Raw genomic sequence first — 17,888 nt, forward strand, 5'->3', positions numbered from 1 at the left:
TTACTCTGTCCTCATCATAATTTTGCTACCACCACGCTGACGAATCACATCAATCCGATCGTGCAGTCGATCCTTTAATTCTCGCACATGCGAGATGATTCCAATAGTCCGACCACTGGAGCGAAGCTCCGCGAGTACATCGATAGCGGCATCCAGTGCTTCATCGTCCAGGCTGCCAAAGCCTTCGTCGATAAACAATGTGTCCAGCCGGATTCCCCCGGCATAGCTTTGCACTACATCTGACAGCCCCAGCGCCAGCGCAAGAGCCGCCATAAAACTTTCACCACCAGACAGCGTTTTGGCACTTCGCTGCTGCCCGGTATAGGTATCCTCAACTAATATGGTTAAGCCCCCTGCAGAACGTGCGTCGCTAACAGATTCGTCGCGAATCAGCTGATAGCGTCCGTGGGTCATTTTGGTCAAACGTTGAGACGCAACGCGTAGCACGTCGTCAAGCAGTACGCCGAGCACAAACCGATGCAAACTAAGTCGCTGAGGGTTGGTGCCAGAGGCAACATCTGCCAGAGTTCCACTAACAGCATACCGTTTATGTAGGGTGTCTGCTCGCTTTTTAGTTAAACTTAGCCGCTGCTGCATGTTTTGTAGCTGGCTTTGCTGATCACGTGCCGTTAGCCAACGACTTTCGGCCTCAGAAAATGTTTGCTGCAGTTCGTCCTTAGCTTTCTCTAAAGCAATAGTATCGGGCCGCTGCACACCTTTTAACTGTTGCTCAAGTTCAGCTAAAACACTAGTTACGGTATGTTGCTGTTGCCGAAAAGATTGCAGCTTTTTTTCCAGCTGCTGGCGCTGCTCAGAAGTTAGTAGCGCTTCTCTATACTGCTGCTGTGAGGAAAACCCAAGTTGTTGCCGTTGCTGTATCAGTTGCTGTTCAAGTTTTTCAGCTTCCGCGTTTAAGTCGGCAAGTTGCTTCTCGCCTTCGTTAACCTGTAATTTTTTGGCGGATAGCTGTTGCAGTATTTCTTGCAGCTGCTGGGTTGCTTGCTTTTGCCGTTGCTGATTATCTTGTAATTGTTGCTGCTGCTCTGCTAACCGCTTTTGTAACGCATCAGCATCGCGCATTGCTTCTGGTACTTCTGCTTGTAGCTGCTGCAGGTTTTGGGCAGTCACTTTAAGGTCAAGTTGTTGCTGGTGCAGCTGGTGTGTTTGTTGGTCTAACTGCTCTGAGTCATTATCAGATTGCTGGCGCTGTTGTTTTAGCTGCTTTTGCTCGGTTGATAATTGCTCAAGCTGTTGCTGTTGTTGGTGCTCTTGCGCAGACAGTTGTTGCTCGAATTGTTCAAGCTGTTCTGCGCTTTCTAGCTTGCCAAGTTGCTGTAACTGTTGCTCTAATAACTCTATTTTTTGTTGGGTTTGGTACAGCTCCTGCTCTTTATTCTGTTGCAGCAGCTGTTGTTTTTGGAACGCTTCTCTTGCTTCGATCACTTGCTGATGTTCAATGACTTCATGTTCGTTCGCTAAACTAGGTTCGGGGTGTTGCCGCGAACCACAAACAGGACAGGGCTGACCGGACTCAAGTTGTTGTGCCAGGTTGCTGGCCTGGCTTTGGTACCACAGTTGCTCGAGTTGCTGACTGCGTTGTCCGGCCGCCTGCGTTTGCGATGCAAGTTCCTGTAATTGCTTTTGCTGTTGAGCTGCTTGATCGACAAGAGGTTGTCGTTGTTCGCTTAGCTGTTGATGTTTTATCAGCTGTTGTTTTTGATCCGTTAATCGTTGGCGTTTGATATCTGTATTTTGGTGCTGCGTGATACTTTTTTCGAGCGTTTCGATGGTTTGTTCGGTGTGACTAATTTGCTCTTTTCGCTGTTGCTTTTGTTGCTTAGCCTGATCCACCTTCATCTGCTGTTGATGAACGGCGTCAGCCTGTTGCTGATGTTGTTGTTGCAACTCGGTTAACGATTTAAGTTTGGGCAGCCATTGCTGTTGTTGCTGAATTGATTGAGTCAACTGGCTGTTTTCTTGTTCAAGCTGATCAGCCAGTGCTTTTTCCTGCTCTGCCTGTTGCTGCTTTAAGTCGAGTTCTTCAAGCTGCTGCTGCCAACTGTTAAGCGCTTGCTGCTGTTGTTTTAACCGCTCTTTAACCAGCGTCAGTCGCTGTTCATATGGAACCAGTTGCTGGGCCTGATTCGCACGCTCGAGCTGCTGCTGGATAGCATCAAATTCAGGTTGGCGTTGCTCGAGCTCTGTTTTTTGTTCAGTTAAGCGCTGCTGTTGATTGAACTGTTCAAGACAATGCTGAGCTGCCTGCAATTCTGATAACTTTTTCTGAAACCTGTCAGCTAGCATCTTTTTGTCATTTTCTAATGCTTGTACCTGCTCAGAAAATTGGTTTAATTTCCAGTTCAGCTGTTGCTCATCTTCAGCATCTGCCTCATCCAATAATGCCGCTAGGGTCTGCTGATGTTGGCGCATTTGCTGGCGAATATCTTTTGCCTGTTCCTTAAGTTGTTCTTCGATATGTTGGTAGCGGTGAGTTTGAAAAAGTTGAGCAAATATATTTTCGCGTTCGCCAGCGTCAGCGGTCAGCAGCTCTCTAAATTTGCCCTGGGGTAACACAACAACTTGTCTAAATTGATCCGCTTTTAGTCCAATTATTTGTTCGAGCTGAGCTGTTACCTCATTAACTTTTCGGCTTGCCAATAACTGTTTGTCAGCCGCATCAAGCTCTAGCGTCGGCTCTACGTCTGTTTTGATTTGCCAGAGATTAGCGCTGGCTCGTTCCTCTTTATAACCTTCGCCACGAAGCTTAGGGCGTTGCTGAGTTGGTGTGCGTTGTACGTGATAACAGCGGTCGCCTATCGAAAAAACAAAGTTAACCTGGGTGATGAGATCGGCGGCCGCATGATGGCACCGCATTTGTTCACCTTGTCTTTCAGCACCGGTTGTTTTGCCAAATAGTGCGTAGCTGATTGCGTCAAGTATCGTCGTTTTTCCGGCTCCGGTAGCACCGTTAATTAGAAAAAGTGGGTGCTCACCCAGCTCATTAAAGTTAATGTTCTCGGTACCGGCAAAAGGCCCAAATGCTTGCATGGAGAGTAATAGCGGCTTCATTCATTACGCTCCTGTTTAGCTATATCTTCAATTAGAGCTGCGAGATGTTGGCGCTGCTGTTCTGAGATTGGCTGTTCCTGTACCTGGTTGAAAAAGTCGGCAAACACATCCAAATCGGAACGTTTTAGTTGTTCGCGTGCAGCGGCGATGGTGTCTCCGACTTGGGCCTGAAAACGCTGTTTTCTAAGCTCGAGCACATTAGGGTAAACTTGCCGAAGCCTGGCCATTGGGTTTAGTAGTGCTTCCTTATCGGTTAACACCACTTGCAGGTAATCGTTGCGGGCATTATCGTGCTCTGCTCGTTCAATGAGTTCCGTCAGTGACCCCGTTAACACTCTAACATCGTGTTTTGGAATGAGCGCTAACTGCTCGGTTTTTACCTCACCGTCTTTATTAATATCGACTTTAGTTAGCGCTTTTTTATGGTGTTGTTCAGAAAAGCTGTATTTCATTAATGAACCACTGTAACGGATGTTGGTTTGACCCTTATACTGTGGCTGGTGAAGATGGCCCAACGCGGTATAGTTAAAGTCTTTAAATAACTGCCAGTCGACTCTATCAGCCCCGCCAATAGATAATGGCCTTTCTGATTCTGATTCGCTGGCACCGTCGAGGTAGCAATGACTAATTAGCACGTTTCGAGCCGTTTGCTGATGGCTTAAATGGGTAAGCAGTGCCTGATGAGCTTGATTGTAGTCTTTTACAGTTTGTTGCGTAAATTGAGCAACTTGCGCAGGGTCGTGAAAGGGAACTCCCCAAAAATAAACCGGGCCGTGCTGATCCTCAAGGATAACCGGTTCAAGCATCTGCTCAAACGAGGTAATTAAGTGCAGCCCAGACTGTTTAAGCTGGTTAGCGGCAAAGCCTAAACGCTCGGCGCCGTCATGGTTGCCTGAAATCGCAATTATTGGCACCTTGTAATTGGTCAGGCACTGATTAACAAACTCATTGAATAGCGCAACTGCTGCACTGGGTGGAACCGAACGGTCGTAAATATCACCAGCAATAACGACAACATCGGGCTTATATTGCTCGATGTATTGTAATACCTGATCAACACAGTAGCGTTGATCATCTAGCAGTGATAGCTGATGGAAAAGCCGTCCCAAATGCCAATCGGACGTATGCAGAATTCTCATCCGTTAAATCCTGTCCGCAAAAAACATATATTACCACAATAAAAAAAGCCGCCCGCAGGCGGCCTTAATTACTTGGTTGTTACTTCTTGGTTTCCATATCCTGCAAATCCTCATCATGTTTGTCCATCTCCCAAGGCAGCACGCCCGGGCTGTTGTGTCGGAAGTGCAGGTAGTTTTCAAACTGGTTAATAACGTCGTTAATAATATCAGTCCTTTCCCATCCGTAGAGGTTATAAGACTGTCCCCCCTGACGCAGAAACACTTCCGCACGATAATATATTTCGCGGTTCTTATCGTTAGTTAGTGCAAACTCTGGTAGCAGGTAATCGCGCAGCCTGATCTCGTAGGCAAAGTCCAGCTCCTTGCCCCGTTCTACACTCAGTATAATGCGGTTGTGGTCGCGATCCTCGCTAAACTCTGCCGGCCAGCCTGAATCTTTCAGTTCATCCCGAACATGTTTTAACGACTTCTCTGCGGTGCCATAGATGAAGTCGAGCACCGGCTCTTCTTTCGGAAAGTCGACTAACCCGGATAAACGCTTTTTCCAGTAGTCCGGGCCTTCGTTAACGCCTCGGCGGTGAGCGTGTCGGTGACTTTGCAGACTATTATATTGATGGCCTTCTATGACTAACGCTCGCCACATACCGACGGCGGATATTAAGATAATGACTGCGAACGGCAAGGCGCTGGTGATTGCCGCAGTTTGCAGTGCGCCCAGTCCTCCGGCCAGCAACAGTACTGATGCAACAATACCTTCCGTCGAGGCCCAAAATACTCGTTGCCAGACCGGTGTCTCCAGCATCCCTCCTGAGGATAAGGAATCAATAACTAATGAGCCGGAATCCGATGAGGTGACAAAAAAGGTTATGATCAGAATAACCGTGGCAAAACTAATTATGCTAGTTAATGGCAAGTTCTCATACAGCTTGAACAGCGCTATCGCCTGATTATTTTGTACTTCGCCGATTAGCGAGGTATAACCTTCGTTCATAATCATGTTAAGCGCGGTGTCGCCAAATACAGCAAACCAGAAGAAGGTGAATATCGACGGTACCAGCATAACGCCAAAAACATATTGGCGAATTGTCCGGCCGCGGCTAATTTTGGCGATAAATAGACCGACAAACGGCGCCCAGGCGATGGTCCAGCCAAAGATAAAGAGTGTCCAGTTACCGATCCAGTCGCTGCGGGAATATGCCTGAAGATTAAACGTGCGCTCGACAATTCCGCTTAAATAGGCGCCGGTATTTTGTAAAAATGTCTCTAGTATGTGGACGGTCGGTCCGGCAAAGAAGACAAACAGCAATAAAAACATGACCAATGTCATATTCAGCAGCGACAAGCGCTTAATGCCTTTATCCATACCGGCCACAACTGAGCCTATAGCCGCCAGGGTAATAACTGCGATGGCTATAATCTGGACCGTCGAGCCAATGGGAATGTCTTCCCACAAATAGTTCAGACCGGTATTAATTTGAATCACCGATAAACCTAGAGTGGTAGCAATACCGAACATGGTACCCAGTATTGCAAAGGTATCGACGGCATGTCCGGCAGCGCCGTTAATTTTGTCGCCAATTAACGGGTATAACGTGGAGCGCATGGAAAGTGGTAAACCGTGCCGAAATGAGAAATAGGCCAAAACCAAGCCAACCAAACCGTAGATTGCCCATATGTGGAAACCCCAGTGGAAGTATGCAATCTGCATGGCTTGCTTTGCTGAGCTAACCGATTCGGCGGCGCCGGCCGGGGGTTCGGAATAATGTAAAACTGGCTCAGCAACACCGAAAAATAGCAGTGCGATACCATATCCTGCGGAAAACAGCATGGCAAACCAGGAGGTAAAACTATATTCCGGTTCACAATGATCAGGGCCTAGCTTTATCCGTCCCCATTTAGAGACCCCGACCCCAACGATAAACATTAAGAACAGTGCTACGGCCAGCATATAAAACCAGCCGAAATGTGTGGTTATGGCTGCTAGTGTACTATCGAATAACTCACCAGCTTTTTCAGGTGCACTTAAGGTTCCAATCACCAATAACGCGATGACAAAAATGGCGGGTAAGAACACCGGAAATAGTATGGCATGATGCCAGGGCTTTTTTTCGGTTGACATGTAACACTCCTGTTTGTCGGTGTTATTTCCTTAGTGATAGTTATAACGTACTAATGAAAAAGCATAAAAGCTCACTTTATTTTAACAACCCGCTTTAAAGGCGGTAATCGCTTGTCTATACTGTCGACACCAAATAACCAACTGGGAGCAAAAATGGCTAGGAAGCCACAGTTTGAGCGAGAAGCTGCATTAACCAATGCCATGAATTTATTCTGGAAGCAGGGCTATCATGCAACTTCGATGAAAGATATTGAACTGGCTCTCGATATGCGCCCAGGAAGCATCTATGCGGCGTTTGGTAGTAAGCAAGAGCTATTTCAGGAAGCGATTGTTTGCTATGGCGATCAGACACGAGAAATGTTTGCTGAAGTGCTGGCGTCAGGAAACAGCGAGCTAGAAGGGCTTAAGAACTTATTGCTCGGAACTGCGCATCGTTATCACGAACACATACCGAGTAAAGCTTGTATGTTGGTTAAGACGTTGCTGGAGCTCAGTAATCAAGATACTGTCGACAGTCAAAGCGTCAAAAGCTATATGAATGATCTACAAGAGATGTTCGAAGTGAAATTCCAGCGTGCTATTGATGCTGGTGAAATTTCCCAACAAGCGAACGCTAAACGACTGGCCCACTTGTTTCAAACTAACGTCATTGGCCTTAGCGTCATGGCTCAACGCGATGTTTCAGTAGGCAAAATTGAACAACTTGCGGAAGATATGGTGCTACATATTTTACCCATAGGATAATTACTTCCGCTCAGTTAGCACTTGGCGGTAGCGCTTAGGGTTAAACTTGAACGTACAGAGTAAAATTATTGCACCAACGGCAATGTGCAGTTGCCAACCCAACGAATAGTTGCCACTGAAATCACGAAACCAGCCGGTTAGTAATGGCATCAAGCTGGCGAACATAAACCCGATTCCTTGCATAAATGACACTAGCCTGCCGGCTTGCACAGGATTATCGAGATGGTCCAGCGCCATCACGATGCACAATGGGAAAGCCCCACCCAGTCCAAAACCACATAACGCAGACCATAACCAGGGTGATGCATTAGGCCAGAAACTGAGTCCTGCAAAGCCGATCATTTGTGTTATTACTGCAATAACAAGCCATAATCGACGGTCTTGCGAGCGGGAGAGTGCAGGGAGTAACAAGGCTCCTAAAACCTGAACTAAAGAGAACAGTGCTAATAAATTACCTGCTTGCTGCGCTGACCAGCCGAACTCTCCGTAAAAAGGCGCTATCCACGCAATAAACCCCGCATAACCGGCGTTGACTAAGGCAAAGTACGCGCCCAGAAACCAGGCGCGCGGATACCGGTGGGCACGTAACAATTTGTGCCGCGGCGGAATGTCTGCAGTGGGTACCTTATTTTGAGGCAGCCACCAGATCAGCAGGCTAAGCAGTGCAAAAGCAGCCCAGCAAGCTAATGCGTAATAGCGCTCTGACAAAAGGTTGGCTAACCATGGAGTAATAACGGCACCGAGAGCGGCTCCGCCCATTAAGGCTGCTGACCAGAGTCCAGTCACTAACCCCAGGCGGTTTAAATACTGATGTTTTGTTAGCTCAGGGATAATAATATGAAGCAAGGCAATACCAAAGCCGCCGATAAAAGCGCTTAGTAATAGCAGCGAAGTGGTTGGCGGAAATGCTCGTAACAGAAGCCCTGCTGTCAACACAATTAACCCAAGGCTGATGCCTTTCTTGTAGCCTAACGCCATGGTTAAACGACCGGCAAATAAAGCTAGCAAGCCAATCATTAAGATGGGCACTGTAGTCAATAAAGAAATATGACTGTAGGAAGCGTCGGTAGCGTTAACTAGTTCATCAGTCAGTGGGCCAACAGACGTTAAAAGAGGCCTTAAATTGAGTCCTAACAGAACCAACAGGAACAGCCCAAAAGCAATACCTATCTTAGCCTGCGGTGTTTTTGTCAGAGCGTGGTTAGACAACCGACTTTATTCCTTGTATTGATATTTTAGCGGTAACTGTACTGGTTTTTTACTGAATAGTGAATGATGCGCTTTTACCAAACACCGACAAGCGTGTTATTCTTTACTGCCATTATCAACAAGTAATATAGCCTTGATGGCGACACATTATGACGACTCAATCGGGTAATCTTTTTATTATTGCCGCCCCCAGCGGGGCCGGGAAATCAAGTTTAATCAAGGCCTTGTTGGATCGACATGCAGATGGTTCGATGCAGGTTTCAGTCTCCTCGACCACTCGGGCGCCCCGCCCCGGGGAGCAACATGGTGTGCATTACCACTTTCTGGATATGGCTGAATTTGAACAACGGATTGCAGCCGGCGAGTTTTACGAGTGGGCGAGCGTGTTTGATAACTATTATGGTACTTCCCGCCGGGTCGTCGAAGATCTGTTAGAGCGTGGGATTGATGTGTTTTTAGACATCGACTGGCAGGGGGCTCAGCAAGTTCGAGAGCATCATCCGGAAACACGGTCGGTATTTATTATTCCGCCGAGCCTTGAATGCCTGCAACAACGCTTGAGAAACCGCGGGCAGGACAGCGATGAAGTTATTGCTAAGCGAATGGCAAAGGCACAAGCCGAAATGTCGCACTACCACGAATTTGACTATTTGCTGGTGAATGATGATTTTGACCAGACTTTGTCGCAGCTAGAGCATATCGTGTTGGCACAACGCAACAGAATGCCGGTACAACAAGTCGTTCATGCAGAAACTCTAAAGGAATTGCTTGGCTAACGGGCCGCTTTTCCGTATAATTCTTAACCTTTCGAAAAATAACACTCAGGCATTATTGGGAGTAAACCATGGCTCGCGTAACCGTTGAAGATGCAGTAGACCGCGTTGGTAACCGTTTTGATTTAATTTTATTAGCTTCGCGTCGTGCTCGCCAGTTGGCGGTACAGGGCAAAGAACCTCTGGTCGAGGTGAAAAACGAAAAGCCAACTGTCATCGCTTTGCGTGAGATAGAGCGTGGCTTGATTGATAACGACCGTTTAGATGCTGAAGACCAACAAGCTCAGCAGCAAGCTGATGCTGAAGAATTGCAAGCAGTGAACGCTTTGCGTGGTGTTGAGTAAGCAGATCCTGCCAACGGTAACCCTATCGTTGGCTTTTTTCTCTTTTCCTCGTATTCTGTCATTAAGTTCCGATTCCAGGTTTTCCTTTACGTATCTGTCGCGGGGATAGCAGGTGTATCTATTTGAAGGCTTGAAAACTCAAATTAGTGAGTATTTGCCTGCTGAACAAATTGAGCAGGTTGAGCAGGCATTTATTGTTGCTAATGATGCGCACAGTAGCCAAAAGCGCAGTAGCGGCGAACCTTATATTACCCACCCAGTAGCTGTTGCCAGCTTGTTAGCCGATATGCGGCTCGATCAAGAAACCTTGATGGCGGCGCTGTTGCATGACGTGATCGAGGATACGGAAACTCAGCGAGAAGATTTAGCGGAATTGTTCGGTGCGACGGTCGCTAACTTGGTTGAGGGAGTGTCTAAGCTCGATAAGCTGCAGTTTGATTCAAAAGAAGAGGCTCAGGCGGAAAACTATCGCAAGATGATCATGGCGATGGTGCAGGATATTCGAGTTATTTTAATCAAGCTGGCAGACCGTACGCACAACATGCGTACGATTCAACATTTACGTCCCGACAAGCGACGTCGCATCGCCCGCGAAACATTAGAAATTTATGCGCCATTGGCGCATCGCCTCGGCATCCACGATATAAAAAACGAGCTTGAACAGCTTGGGTTTTGGGCTTTGTACCCTTGGCGGGCAAGGCTTTTGGAGTCGGAAGTCAAAAAAGCGCGAGGCAATCGTCGTGAATTTGTCGAGCGTGTGCATAGTGAAATTGAATCCCGGCTAGAGGGCAATGAAATTAGCGCCCGGGTACTTAGCCGCGAAAAACATTTACACAGCATATATCGCAAAATGCAAAATAAAGAATTGCGTTTTGGTCAGGTCATGGATGTTTATGCCTTCCGGGTTATCGTCGACAGTGTCGATACTTGTTACCGGGTACTTGGTGCACTGCACAATTTATACAAGCCGATAGAGACGCGCTTTAAAGACTATATTGCGATTCCAAAATCGAACGGCTATCAATCATTGCATACCTCGCTCAAAGGTCCGCATGGAGTGCCGGTTGAAATCCAGATTCGCACCGAAGAAATGGAGTTAATGGCTGATCGCGGTGTGGCCGCCCACTGGCTCTACAAAAATACAGATGATGCTAGTACTACCGCTCAGGTTCGGGCCCGAAAATGGATGCAAAGCTTACTTGAATTGCAACAAAGTGCGGGCAGTTCATTCGAGTTTATTGAAAACGTTAAGTCGGATCTTTTCCCTGACGAAATTTACGTATTTACTCCCGATGGTCGTATTATTGAGTTACCGCAGGGTGCTACCGCGGTTGATTTTGCGTACGCGGTGCATACTGATGTTGGTAACACCTGTATTGGCGCTCGCGTCAATCACCGGACCTACTCACTAAGCAAACCGTTGGAAACCGGGCAGACGGTTGAAATAAAAACGGCCGCGGGGTCGCGACCTAATATTGCGTGGCTTAATTTTGTGGTGACCGGTAAGGCGCGCGCAAAAATACGCCAGTATTTAAAAGGACAGGAAGCGTCAGAAGCGCAACAGCTTGGCGAACGGTTACTACGCTCAGCTTTGGGGCCGGTTAGTTATGATGACCTGCCAGACACAGAGTTTGCGCGGGTCTTAAAAGAGACTAAAATAGAAAGTAAAGCTGACCTGTTAAAGCAAATTGGCTTAGGCAATATGATGTCAGTCGCTATTGCAAAACGCCTACTGGGTGAAATCCAGCCCTTAAAGGATGACGCAGCTTCTCAAAAAAGCCTGTCAATTAAAGGTGCTGAGGGTCTACTGGTTAGCTTTGCCAAATGCTGCCGGCCGATTCCGGGTGATGATATTATTGCCCACGTTAGTCCGGGCAAGGGCCTTGTTATACATCGCCGGGAGTGCAAGAACGTACGAGGTCACGAAGACGAACCTGGACGTTACTTCCCGGTCGAGTGGGATAATAAGCCAGAGTCAGAATTCATTTCTGAAATACGCATTGAGATAGTTAATCATCAAGGCGCACTCGCAAAATTGACCTCTGCTATTGCAACGACAGGTTGTAATATAGACGGGCTGAAGACCGAAGAAATTGATGCCAATATTTATTTTATTGATGTTGCACTTACGATAAAAAATCGAAAACATCTTGCCGATGTTATTCGTCATATTCGTAAGATGCCTGATGTACAGCGCGTGACGCGTTTAAGGAAGTAATCATGTCAAAAGTTATTATTGCCACGGAAAAAGCCCCGGCCGCGATTGGAACCTATTCGCAAGCGGTTAAAATTGGAACGACGGTTTACCTATCGGGGCAGATCCCGTTAAAGCCCGACACTATGGAGCTTGTAAGCGAAGATTTTGCGCAACAGGCGGAGCAGGTTTTTAAAAACTTGTCGGCGGTGTGCGAGGCTGCCGGAGGCGAACTGCAGGATATGGTAAAAGTACAAATCTACTTAACCGATTTATCAGAATTTGCCATTGTGAATGAGGTAATGGCTAAGTTTTTCAGAACGCCTTATCCGGCACGCGCAGCGATTGGCGTTAAGCAGTTGCCGAAAGGTTCTCAAATTGAAATAGACGGTATTTTAGAGCTGCCCAGCACTAATTGATTTGGGCAGCCTGTAAATATTCAGAGAAGCGGCTTATGCAGCCGCTTCTTGCTTTTCGGGCTCCCGATCTTCCAGCGGTCGGCGCCAAATAATCATGACCAATGCTACCCCGCCTAAAATAAAGCAATAACCAGTATTTAAACTCACTGACAGTGGTGAGATACCAAAACTTGCGCCCATTAGCAGCGCCTGCGCGCCGTAAGGCAGTGCGCCCTGCACTGTACAGGCAAAGATATCCAGTAAGCTGGCGCTTTGCCGACGAGCAAGGTTACCTTGTGTTGCTAAGCGTTTGCTAACCTCGCCAGCGAGCAGGATACTAACTGTATTATTAGCGACACAAAAATTTGTTAACGAAGTTAGGCCAGCGATACCAAGTGCCGAGGAGCGCTGTTTGTGTTTACTCACTCGACCCGCAACGGATTCAACAAAGCGGGCTAGAAAGGCAAGTCCGCCCTGTTGCCGAATTAAGCCCGAAAGCCCCCCTATCAGCAAGGATAGGAGGAAAATCTCTTGCATGCTCGAAAAGCCGTCGTACACATCTTGGCTAAATTTCACCCATTGGTAGTCGACTGTCACCATACCGAATGCAGCCGCCATCACGATACCAAGACCCAGCACAGCAAATACGTTTAACCCCATCACAGCAAGCACGATAATTGCAAAGTAAGGTAGACATAGCCACAGGTTTGCCTCTGGAATTTTAAGCGGCACACCACTAGTGTCGTAGGACATTAACCAAACCACGGTAAGTATGGCCGCGGGTACGGCGATTTTTAAGTTAGCCCGAAACTTGTCGCGCATGCTACAACCTTGAGTACGAGTTGCGGCAATGGTTGTGTCGGAGATAATTGATAAGTTATCACCAAACATGGCGCCGCTGACTAAGACGCCGGCTAGCAGCGGTAAGCTAATGTCAGTGGCCTCACCAATTCCTAGTACCACCGGTGCCAGCGCGGCCAGAGTTCCCATCGATGTTCCCATGGCAGTAGAAATAACACCGGCGATTAAAAATAGCCCGGGAATCAGGAACCAGGCAGGAATTATATTTAAGCCCAGTGCGACCATCGCATCGACACCACCAGTGGCTTCGGCAACGGTAGAAAATGCTCCGGCTAACAAATAGATCATGCACATGGTTATGATGTTGCTATCACCAACACCAGCAACAAAGGTTGCTATGCGCTCTTCGAAGGCTTGTTTGCTGAGTAAAATACCCAACACGATAGCCGGCAAAATGGCAACTGGACTAGGCAGTTGGTAAAAGGCGTATTCTACCCCTTCACTTTGAAAGTAAATTCCAGTTCCCAAAAACAGAGCCAGAAATAGAGCGAGCGGCAATAGCGCTATAGCACTTGGGGGCTGAGCCGGGGCCGTTGAGTTCATGCGACTTCCTTTATTGTTTTTATTTAGACGTCCAGAAGTTTATACACCTAATGGTTCTGGTGCAACCCTGATCAAATTACGTGTAAACTACCTATAACATGGTTTTACAACTGGGGCAGCTATGAGTCCGGACGAGTTACATTTACAAATACGCAATTTACGGCTGGAGGATTATCCTCAGCTAAAAGAATTAATGGACGCGGTTTATACCGATATTGGCGGTGCCTGGAGTCAGTTTACGATCGAGAAACTGATTAAGGACTTTACCGAAGGGCAGTTCTGTCTCGAAGACAACGGTAAAATCGTAGGGGTCGCGTTGACCGTAAAGGTCGCTTATAACAAGTTTTCCAACCCACATACCTATGATGACTTAATTGGTCACAGAGAAGCGATTCTTAACGACAAAAAGGGTGACGCTCTTTATGGGCTAGATGTTCTTATTCACCCGGAATACCGAGGGTTTCGCTTAGGTCGGAGACTTTATGATGCGCGCAAAGAGTTGTGTCGTCAGGCTAACTTAAGAGCAATTCTTGCGGGTGGCCGGATCGTTAATTATCACAAGTACTTTAATGAATTAACGCCAAGTCAGTATTTGGATAAAGTGCAACGGCGTGAAATTTACGATCCGATTTTAACTTTTCAATTGGCCAATGACTTTAACGTTAAGCGGTTGCTTGGCAAGTACCTACCCGAAGACGAAAAATCACGGGGCTTTGCGACTTTACTCGAGTGGAATAACTTTCTCTATGATCCCTCCACCAGTATTTTAACCACTCGTATACAGAATGTGCGTGTGGGTGCAGTCCAGTGGCAAATGCGCTCGGTAGAGTCAGTAGACGAGTTGCTGCAGCAGGTTGAGTACTTTGTTGATGCACTGTCGAACTACCAAAGTGACTTCGCTGTGTTCCCTGAATTTTTCAATGCGCCGTTAATGGGCCTGACGGATAAAAGCCAGCAAATGAGCGCGATTCGTTTTCTGGCCGATTATACCGAGCACTTTAAGCGTGAAATGTCACAGATGGCAGTGAGTTATAATATCAATATTATAACTGGCTCAATGCCGCTGCAGGAAGGCGATACTATCTATAACGTATCGTATTTGTGTCGTCGCGATGGCTCAATTGAAGAACAGGCTAAATTGCATATCACTCCGCATGAAAAGCGCGACTGGGTTATTTCAGGTGGCAATGACGTGAAAGTATTCGATACCGATGCAGGCCGTATCGGTATTTTAATCTGCTACGACGTTGAGTTTCCGGAGCTTGGCCGAATAATGGCGGAAGAGGGTTTGGAAATCTTATTTGTACCGTTTTGGACTGATACCCGTAATGCGTATTTGCGCGTACGTCACTGTGCTCAGGCGCGAGCCGTTGAAAACGAGTGCTACGTGGTGATATGTGGCAGTGTAGGTAATCTACCCGAAGTCGAAAGCCTGGATGTTCAATATGCCCAGTCGGCCGTATTTTCGCCGTCAGATTTTGCTTTCCCACATGACGCGATAATGTCAGAAACGACCCCAAATACGGAAATGTTAATGTTTTCGGATTTAAACTTAGACGAGTTACGCTACTTGCATCACGAAGGGTCGGTGACCAACATACAAGACCGTCGCACGGATATTTATGAGGTATCGCGGAAGAACCGTAGCTAATTAATTGTTCACGAAAAGTATGACAGGAAGCCAGAGTCGATGAGTCCGGAGCGATTTGCGCGAATTAATGAACTGTTAGACAAACGTCAGCTTGACCTAACAGTCGTCATGGAAAATGTGCACAAAAACCATAACCTGTCGGCAGTGATACGCACTGCCGATGCGATTGGCGTTCATGCAATGCATGCCGTCTGGCAATCTCGAAAAACCAAGCTCTCCCGGAGTACTGCGTCAGGCAGCCATAAATGGGTGGGTGTACAACATTACTCCGAGCTGGAGTCAGCAGTCGCTAATGTGCGGCAACAAGGCATGCAGCTTATCGTCACGCATTTAAGCGATTCTGCGGTTGATTTTCGTGACGTTGACTACACTAAGCCGACTGCTATTTTATTAGGTCAGGAGAAGCAGGGCGTTAGCGAACAGGCACTAGCCATGGCTGACCAGCATGTCATGATTCCGATGCTGGGCATGGTTCAGTCGTTAAATGTCTCGGTGGCGGCTGCGGTTATCCTATATGAAGCACAACGACAGCGAGAACAAGCCGGGCTTTATGGAATGCCTCAGATCAGTGAGCAGGAGCGTTACCGGATTTTGTTTGAACGAGGACACCCAGTGTATGCGAAAGCTTGTCAACGTAAGGGGCTTGGCTATCCGCAACTCGATCAGACGGGGCAAATTATTGCGGATGACAATTGGTGGCAGGCAATGAGAGCAGCTAAGTAGATGAATTCAACCGCAGCGCCATTAGCTAAGATACCACTTACCACTTTAAAAGGAGTGGGTGATAAGGTGGCTAAAAAGCTGGCGAAACTTGGTTTGAAAAGTGTTCAGGACGCTGTTTTTCATCTGCCACTGCGTTATGAAGATCGAACTCGAATCGCGCTGATTGCCGAACTGCGGCCAGGCCAAAGCTCGAACTTAGAAGTTGAGGTACAAAACGCCGATATAAAATACGGCCGTAAAAGGATGCTAATCGTCCGGGCAAAAGATCCGAGTGGCTCTATCACACTTCGGTTTTTCCAGTTCAGTGCAGCCCAGCTTAAGCAGTTCTCAGCTGGCACTCGACTGTTGGTGTTTGGCGAAATTCGGCACGGTATGGGAGGCGCCGAACTAGTGCATCCCGAGTATTCGGTATTAAAGGCGACCGAACAAGTGAAACTTGAATCGCATTTCACACCCGTTTACCCAACCACAGAAGGTGTCTACCCAACAACCTTAAGAAAAATTATTGAGCAGGCATTAACGTTTTTGTCCGAGCAAAGCGTGGAAGAGTTATTACCTGACTCGATACGACCTCATAACTTGTCACTGGTTGCCGCATTAAAACTATTGCATCACCCTCCTCTCGATGTGTCATTGCAAGCACTGGAACTTGGCTCGCATCCTGCGCAACAAAGGTTGGCAATGGAAGAGCTAATCGCTCATCAAGTGAGTTTGTTGCAACTGCGGCAGCAGCGACAGGCCGAGGGTGGTATTGCGATAAAACAGCCCGGCGTGCTGCAACATCAGTTTTTAGAACAGTTACCGTTTCGGCCGACCGCGGCTCAGCAACGAGTCGTTAACGAGTTAAGCGCTGATATGCAACAGCCGCAACCAATGATGAGGCTGGTGCAGGGAGATGTTGGTTCGGGGAAAACATTAGTCGCAGCGCTGGCTGCGTTGCAAGTGATTGAGTCAGGTTTTCAAGTGGCTTTAATGGCACCTACGGAGCTTTTATCCGAGCAACATGCATTGTCGTTTAAGCAATGGTTACAACCGTTAGGTATTAACGTTGGTTGGCTAAGTGGACGCACCAAAGGTAAATCACGGCAACAGCTACTCGAGCAAGTGGCTGAGGGAAATATTCAATTGTTGGTTGGTACTCACGCGCTTTTTCAGGAGGACGTGAACTATCAGCGGCTAGCGTTAGTAATTATTGATGAACAACATCGATTTGGTGTTCATCAGCGACTGCAGTTGCGCGAAAAGGGAGTAAAAGCAGGCTTTCAACCCCACCAGTTGATTATGACTGCAACCCCTATTCCGAGAACTCTGGCAATGACAGCTTATGCCGATTTAGCAACCTCGGTTATTGATGAATTGCCGCCGGGCCGAACGCCTGTCACCACGGTAGCAGTCTCTGATACTCGCCGAGAGCAGGTAATTGAGCGAGTCCGTGACGTTTGTTTAACCGAAAAGCGTCAGGCTTATTGGGTATGTACTTTGATTGAAGAATCCGAGGCGCTAGAGTGTCAGGCAGCCGAGGATACCGCCAGCGAGTTACAACAAGCATTGCCGGAATTAACGGTGGGGTTAGTCCATGGGCGCTTGAAAGCCGAGCAGAAAGAAGCCGTTATGCAAGCGTTTAAGGCTGCTGAAATTGACCTGCTGGTGGCTACCACTGTGATTGAAGTTGGCGTAGACGTGCCGAATGCATCGTTGATGATTATCGAAAATCCGGAACGTTTAGGTTTGGCGCAATTGCACCAGTTACGGGGACGTGTTGGGCGGGGTTCTGTGGCGAGCCATTGTGTATTGCTTTACAAAAGTCCGTTATCAAAACTAGCGGCAGAGCGGCTGGCCGTTCTAAGAGAAAGTAACGATGGATTCGTCATTGCCCAACGCGATCTTGAAATCAGAGGACCGGGCGAATTATTGGGGCACAGACAAACTGGTTTGACGCAGATGAAGGTTGCAGATATTGAGCGTGACGCAGAGTTGGTCCCTGTGGCTCAGCAGTTAGCCGATCGTCTGTTGCAGAAATATCCGCAAGCAGCCAAGGCACTCACTGACCGTTGGTTACCGCATAGAGATCATTATGCGCAGGTATAACTGCTGCATCCCGTGGTCGCTTGAAGTACACTA

Annotated in this window: 13 protein-coding genes; 8 read left to right on the top strand and 5 right to left on the bottom strand. The window is 47.6% G+C overall.

Annotated elements, in window-relative coordinates; all coding sequences use genetic code 11:
• The 3 genes from CWI81_RS11630 to CWI81_RS11640 form a co-directional block, all read right to left on the bottom strand.
• Positions 1–3,069: an AAA family ATPase gene (locus tag CWI81_RS11630; protein ID WP_126785480.1), complete on the bottom strand. Its 3,069-nt coding sequence runs from the start codon at positions 3,067–3,069 to the stop codon at positions 1–3.
• Positions 3,066–4,208: an exonuclease SbcCD subunit D gene (locus tag CWI81_RS11635; protein WP_126785481.1), complete on the bottom strand. Its 1,143-nt coding sequence runs from the start codon at positions 4,206–4,208 to the stop codon at positions 3,066–3,068. Before CWI81_RS11635 ends, CWI81_RS11630 begins: the two co-directional genes overlap by 4 nt.
• 79 nt (positions 4,209–4,287) lie before the next feature.
• On the bottom strand, positions 4,288–6,327 hold the full coding sequence (locus CWI81_RS11640) for a BCCT family transporter (RefSeq protein WP_126785482.1): 2,040 nt from the start codon (positions 6,325–6,327) through the stop codon (positions 4,288–4,290).
• 153 nt (positions 6,328–6,480) lie between these two features.
• Between CWI81_RS11640 and CWI81_RS11645 the strand changes: the two genes are divergently transcribed.
• Positions 6,481–7,071: a TetR/AcrR family transcriptional regulator gene (locus CWI81_RS11645; protein ID WP_126785483.1), complete on the top strand. Its 591-nt coding sequence runs from the start codon at positions 6,481–6,483 to the stop codon at positions 7,069–7,071.
• On the opposite strand, the gene CWI81_RS11650 is transcribed toward CWI81_RS11645, so the two are convergent.
• Entirely contained in the window at positions 7,072–8,280 is a 1,209-nt protein-coding gene (locus CWI81_RS11650) for a cyanate transporter (protein WP_241970427.1), read from the bottom strand.
• 149 nt (positions 8,281–8,429) lie between these two features.
• Between CWI81_RS11650 and gmk the strand changes: the two genes are divergently transcribed.
• The 4 genes from gmk to CWI81_RS11670 all read left to right on the top strand — a co-directional run bounded on the left by gmk (position 8,430) and on the right by CWI81_RS11670 (position 12,010).
• Positions 8,430–9,056 carry a guanylate kinase gene (gene gmk, locus CWI81_RS11655; RefSeq protein ID WP_126785484.1) on the top strand — a complete coding sequence of 209 codons (627 nt, stop codon included), beginning with the start codon at positions 8,430–8,432 and terminating at the stop codon, positions 9,054–9,056.
• Positions 9,057–9,124: 68 nt separating this feature from the next.
• Positions 9,125–9,397 (top strand): DNA-directed RNA polymerase subunit omega, encoded by a 273-nt coding sequence (rpoZ, locus tag CWI81_RS11660; protein WP_126785485.1) that lies wholly within the window; start codon positions 9,125–9,127, stop codon positions 9,395–9,397.
• 112 nt (positions 9,398–9,509) lie between these two features.
• Positions 9,510–11,615, top strand: coding sequence for a bifunctional GTP diphosphokinase/guanosine-3',5'-bis pyrophosphate 3'-pyrophosphohydrolase (spoT, locus tag CWI81_RS11665; RefSeq protein ID WP_126785486.1), 2,106 nt, complete (start codon positions 9,510–9,512; stop codon positions 11,613–11,615).
• Positions 11,616–11,617: 2 nt separating this feature from the next.
• Positions 11,618–12,010 carry a RidA family protein gene (locus tag CWI81_RS11670; RefSeq protein WP_126785487.1) on the top strand — a complete coding sequence of 131 codons (393 nt, stop codon included), beginning with the start codon at positions 11,618–11,620 and terminating at the stop codon, positions 12,008–12,010.
• Between the two features lie 33 nt (positions 12,011–12,043).
• On the opposite strand, the gene CWI81_RS11675 is transcribed toward CWI81_RS11670, so the two are convergent.
• Complete coding sequence (locus CWI81_RS11675) at positions 12,044–13,393, bottom strand: Na+/H+ antiporter NhaC family protein (protein WP_126785488.1); 1,350 nt, start codon at positions 13,391–13,393, stop codon at positions 12,044–12,046.
• Between the two features lie 121 nt (positions 13,394–13,514).
• Here CWI81_RS11675 and CWI81_RS11680 point away from each other — a divergent pair, with 121 nt between their 5' ends.
• From CWI81_RS11680 to recG, 3 genes are read left to right on the top strand one after another with little or no spacing between them, the layout of a single operon-like run.
• Positions 13,515–15,044, top strand: coding sequence for a bifunctional GNAT family N-acetyltransferase/carbon-nitrogen hydrolase family protein (locus tag CWI81_RS11680; protein WP_126785489.1), 1,530 nt, complete (start codon positions 13,515–13,517; stop codon positions 15,042–15,044).
• Positions 15,045–15,083: 39 nt separating this feature from the next.
• The gene (gene trmH / locus CWI81_RS11685) at positions 15,084–15,767 is read left to right on the top strand and encodes a tRNA (guanosine(18)-2'-O)-methyltransferase TrmH (RefSeq protein WP_126785490.1); all 684 of its coding nucleotides are present in this window, start codon (positions 15,084–15,086) and stop codon (positions 15,765–15,767) included.
• Positions 15,768–17,855 carry an ATP-dependent DNA helicase RecG gene (gene recG / locus CWI81_RS11690; RefSeq protein WP_126785491.1) on the top strand — a complete coding sequence of 696 codons (2,088 nt, stop codon included), beginning with the start codon at positions 15,768–15,770 and terminating at the stop codon, positions 17,853–17,855. It begins immediately after the preceding gene.
• The last annotated feature ends 33 nt before the right edge of the window (positions 17,856–17,888 follow it).

Source organism: Idiomarina seosinensis (assembly GCF_003987275.1).
In the GTDB taxonomy this organism is placed as follows: domain Bacteria; phylum Pseudomonadota; class Gammaproteobacteria; order Enterobacterales; family Alteromonadaceae; genus Idiomarina; species Idiomarina seosinensis.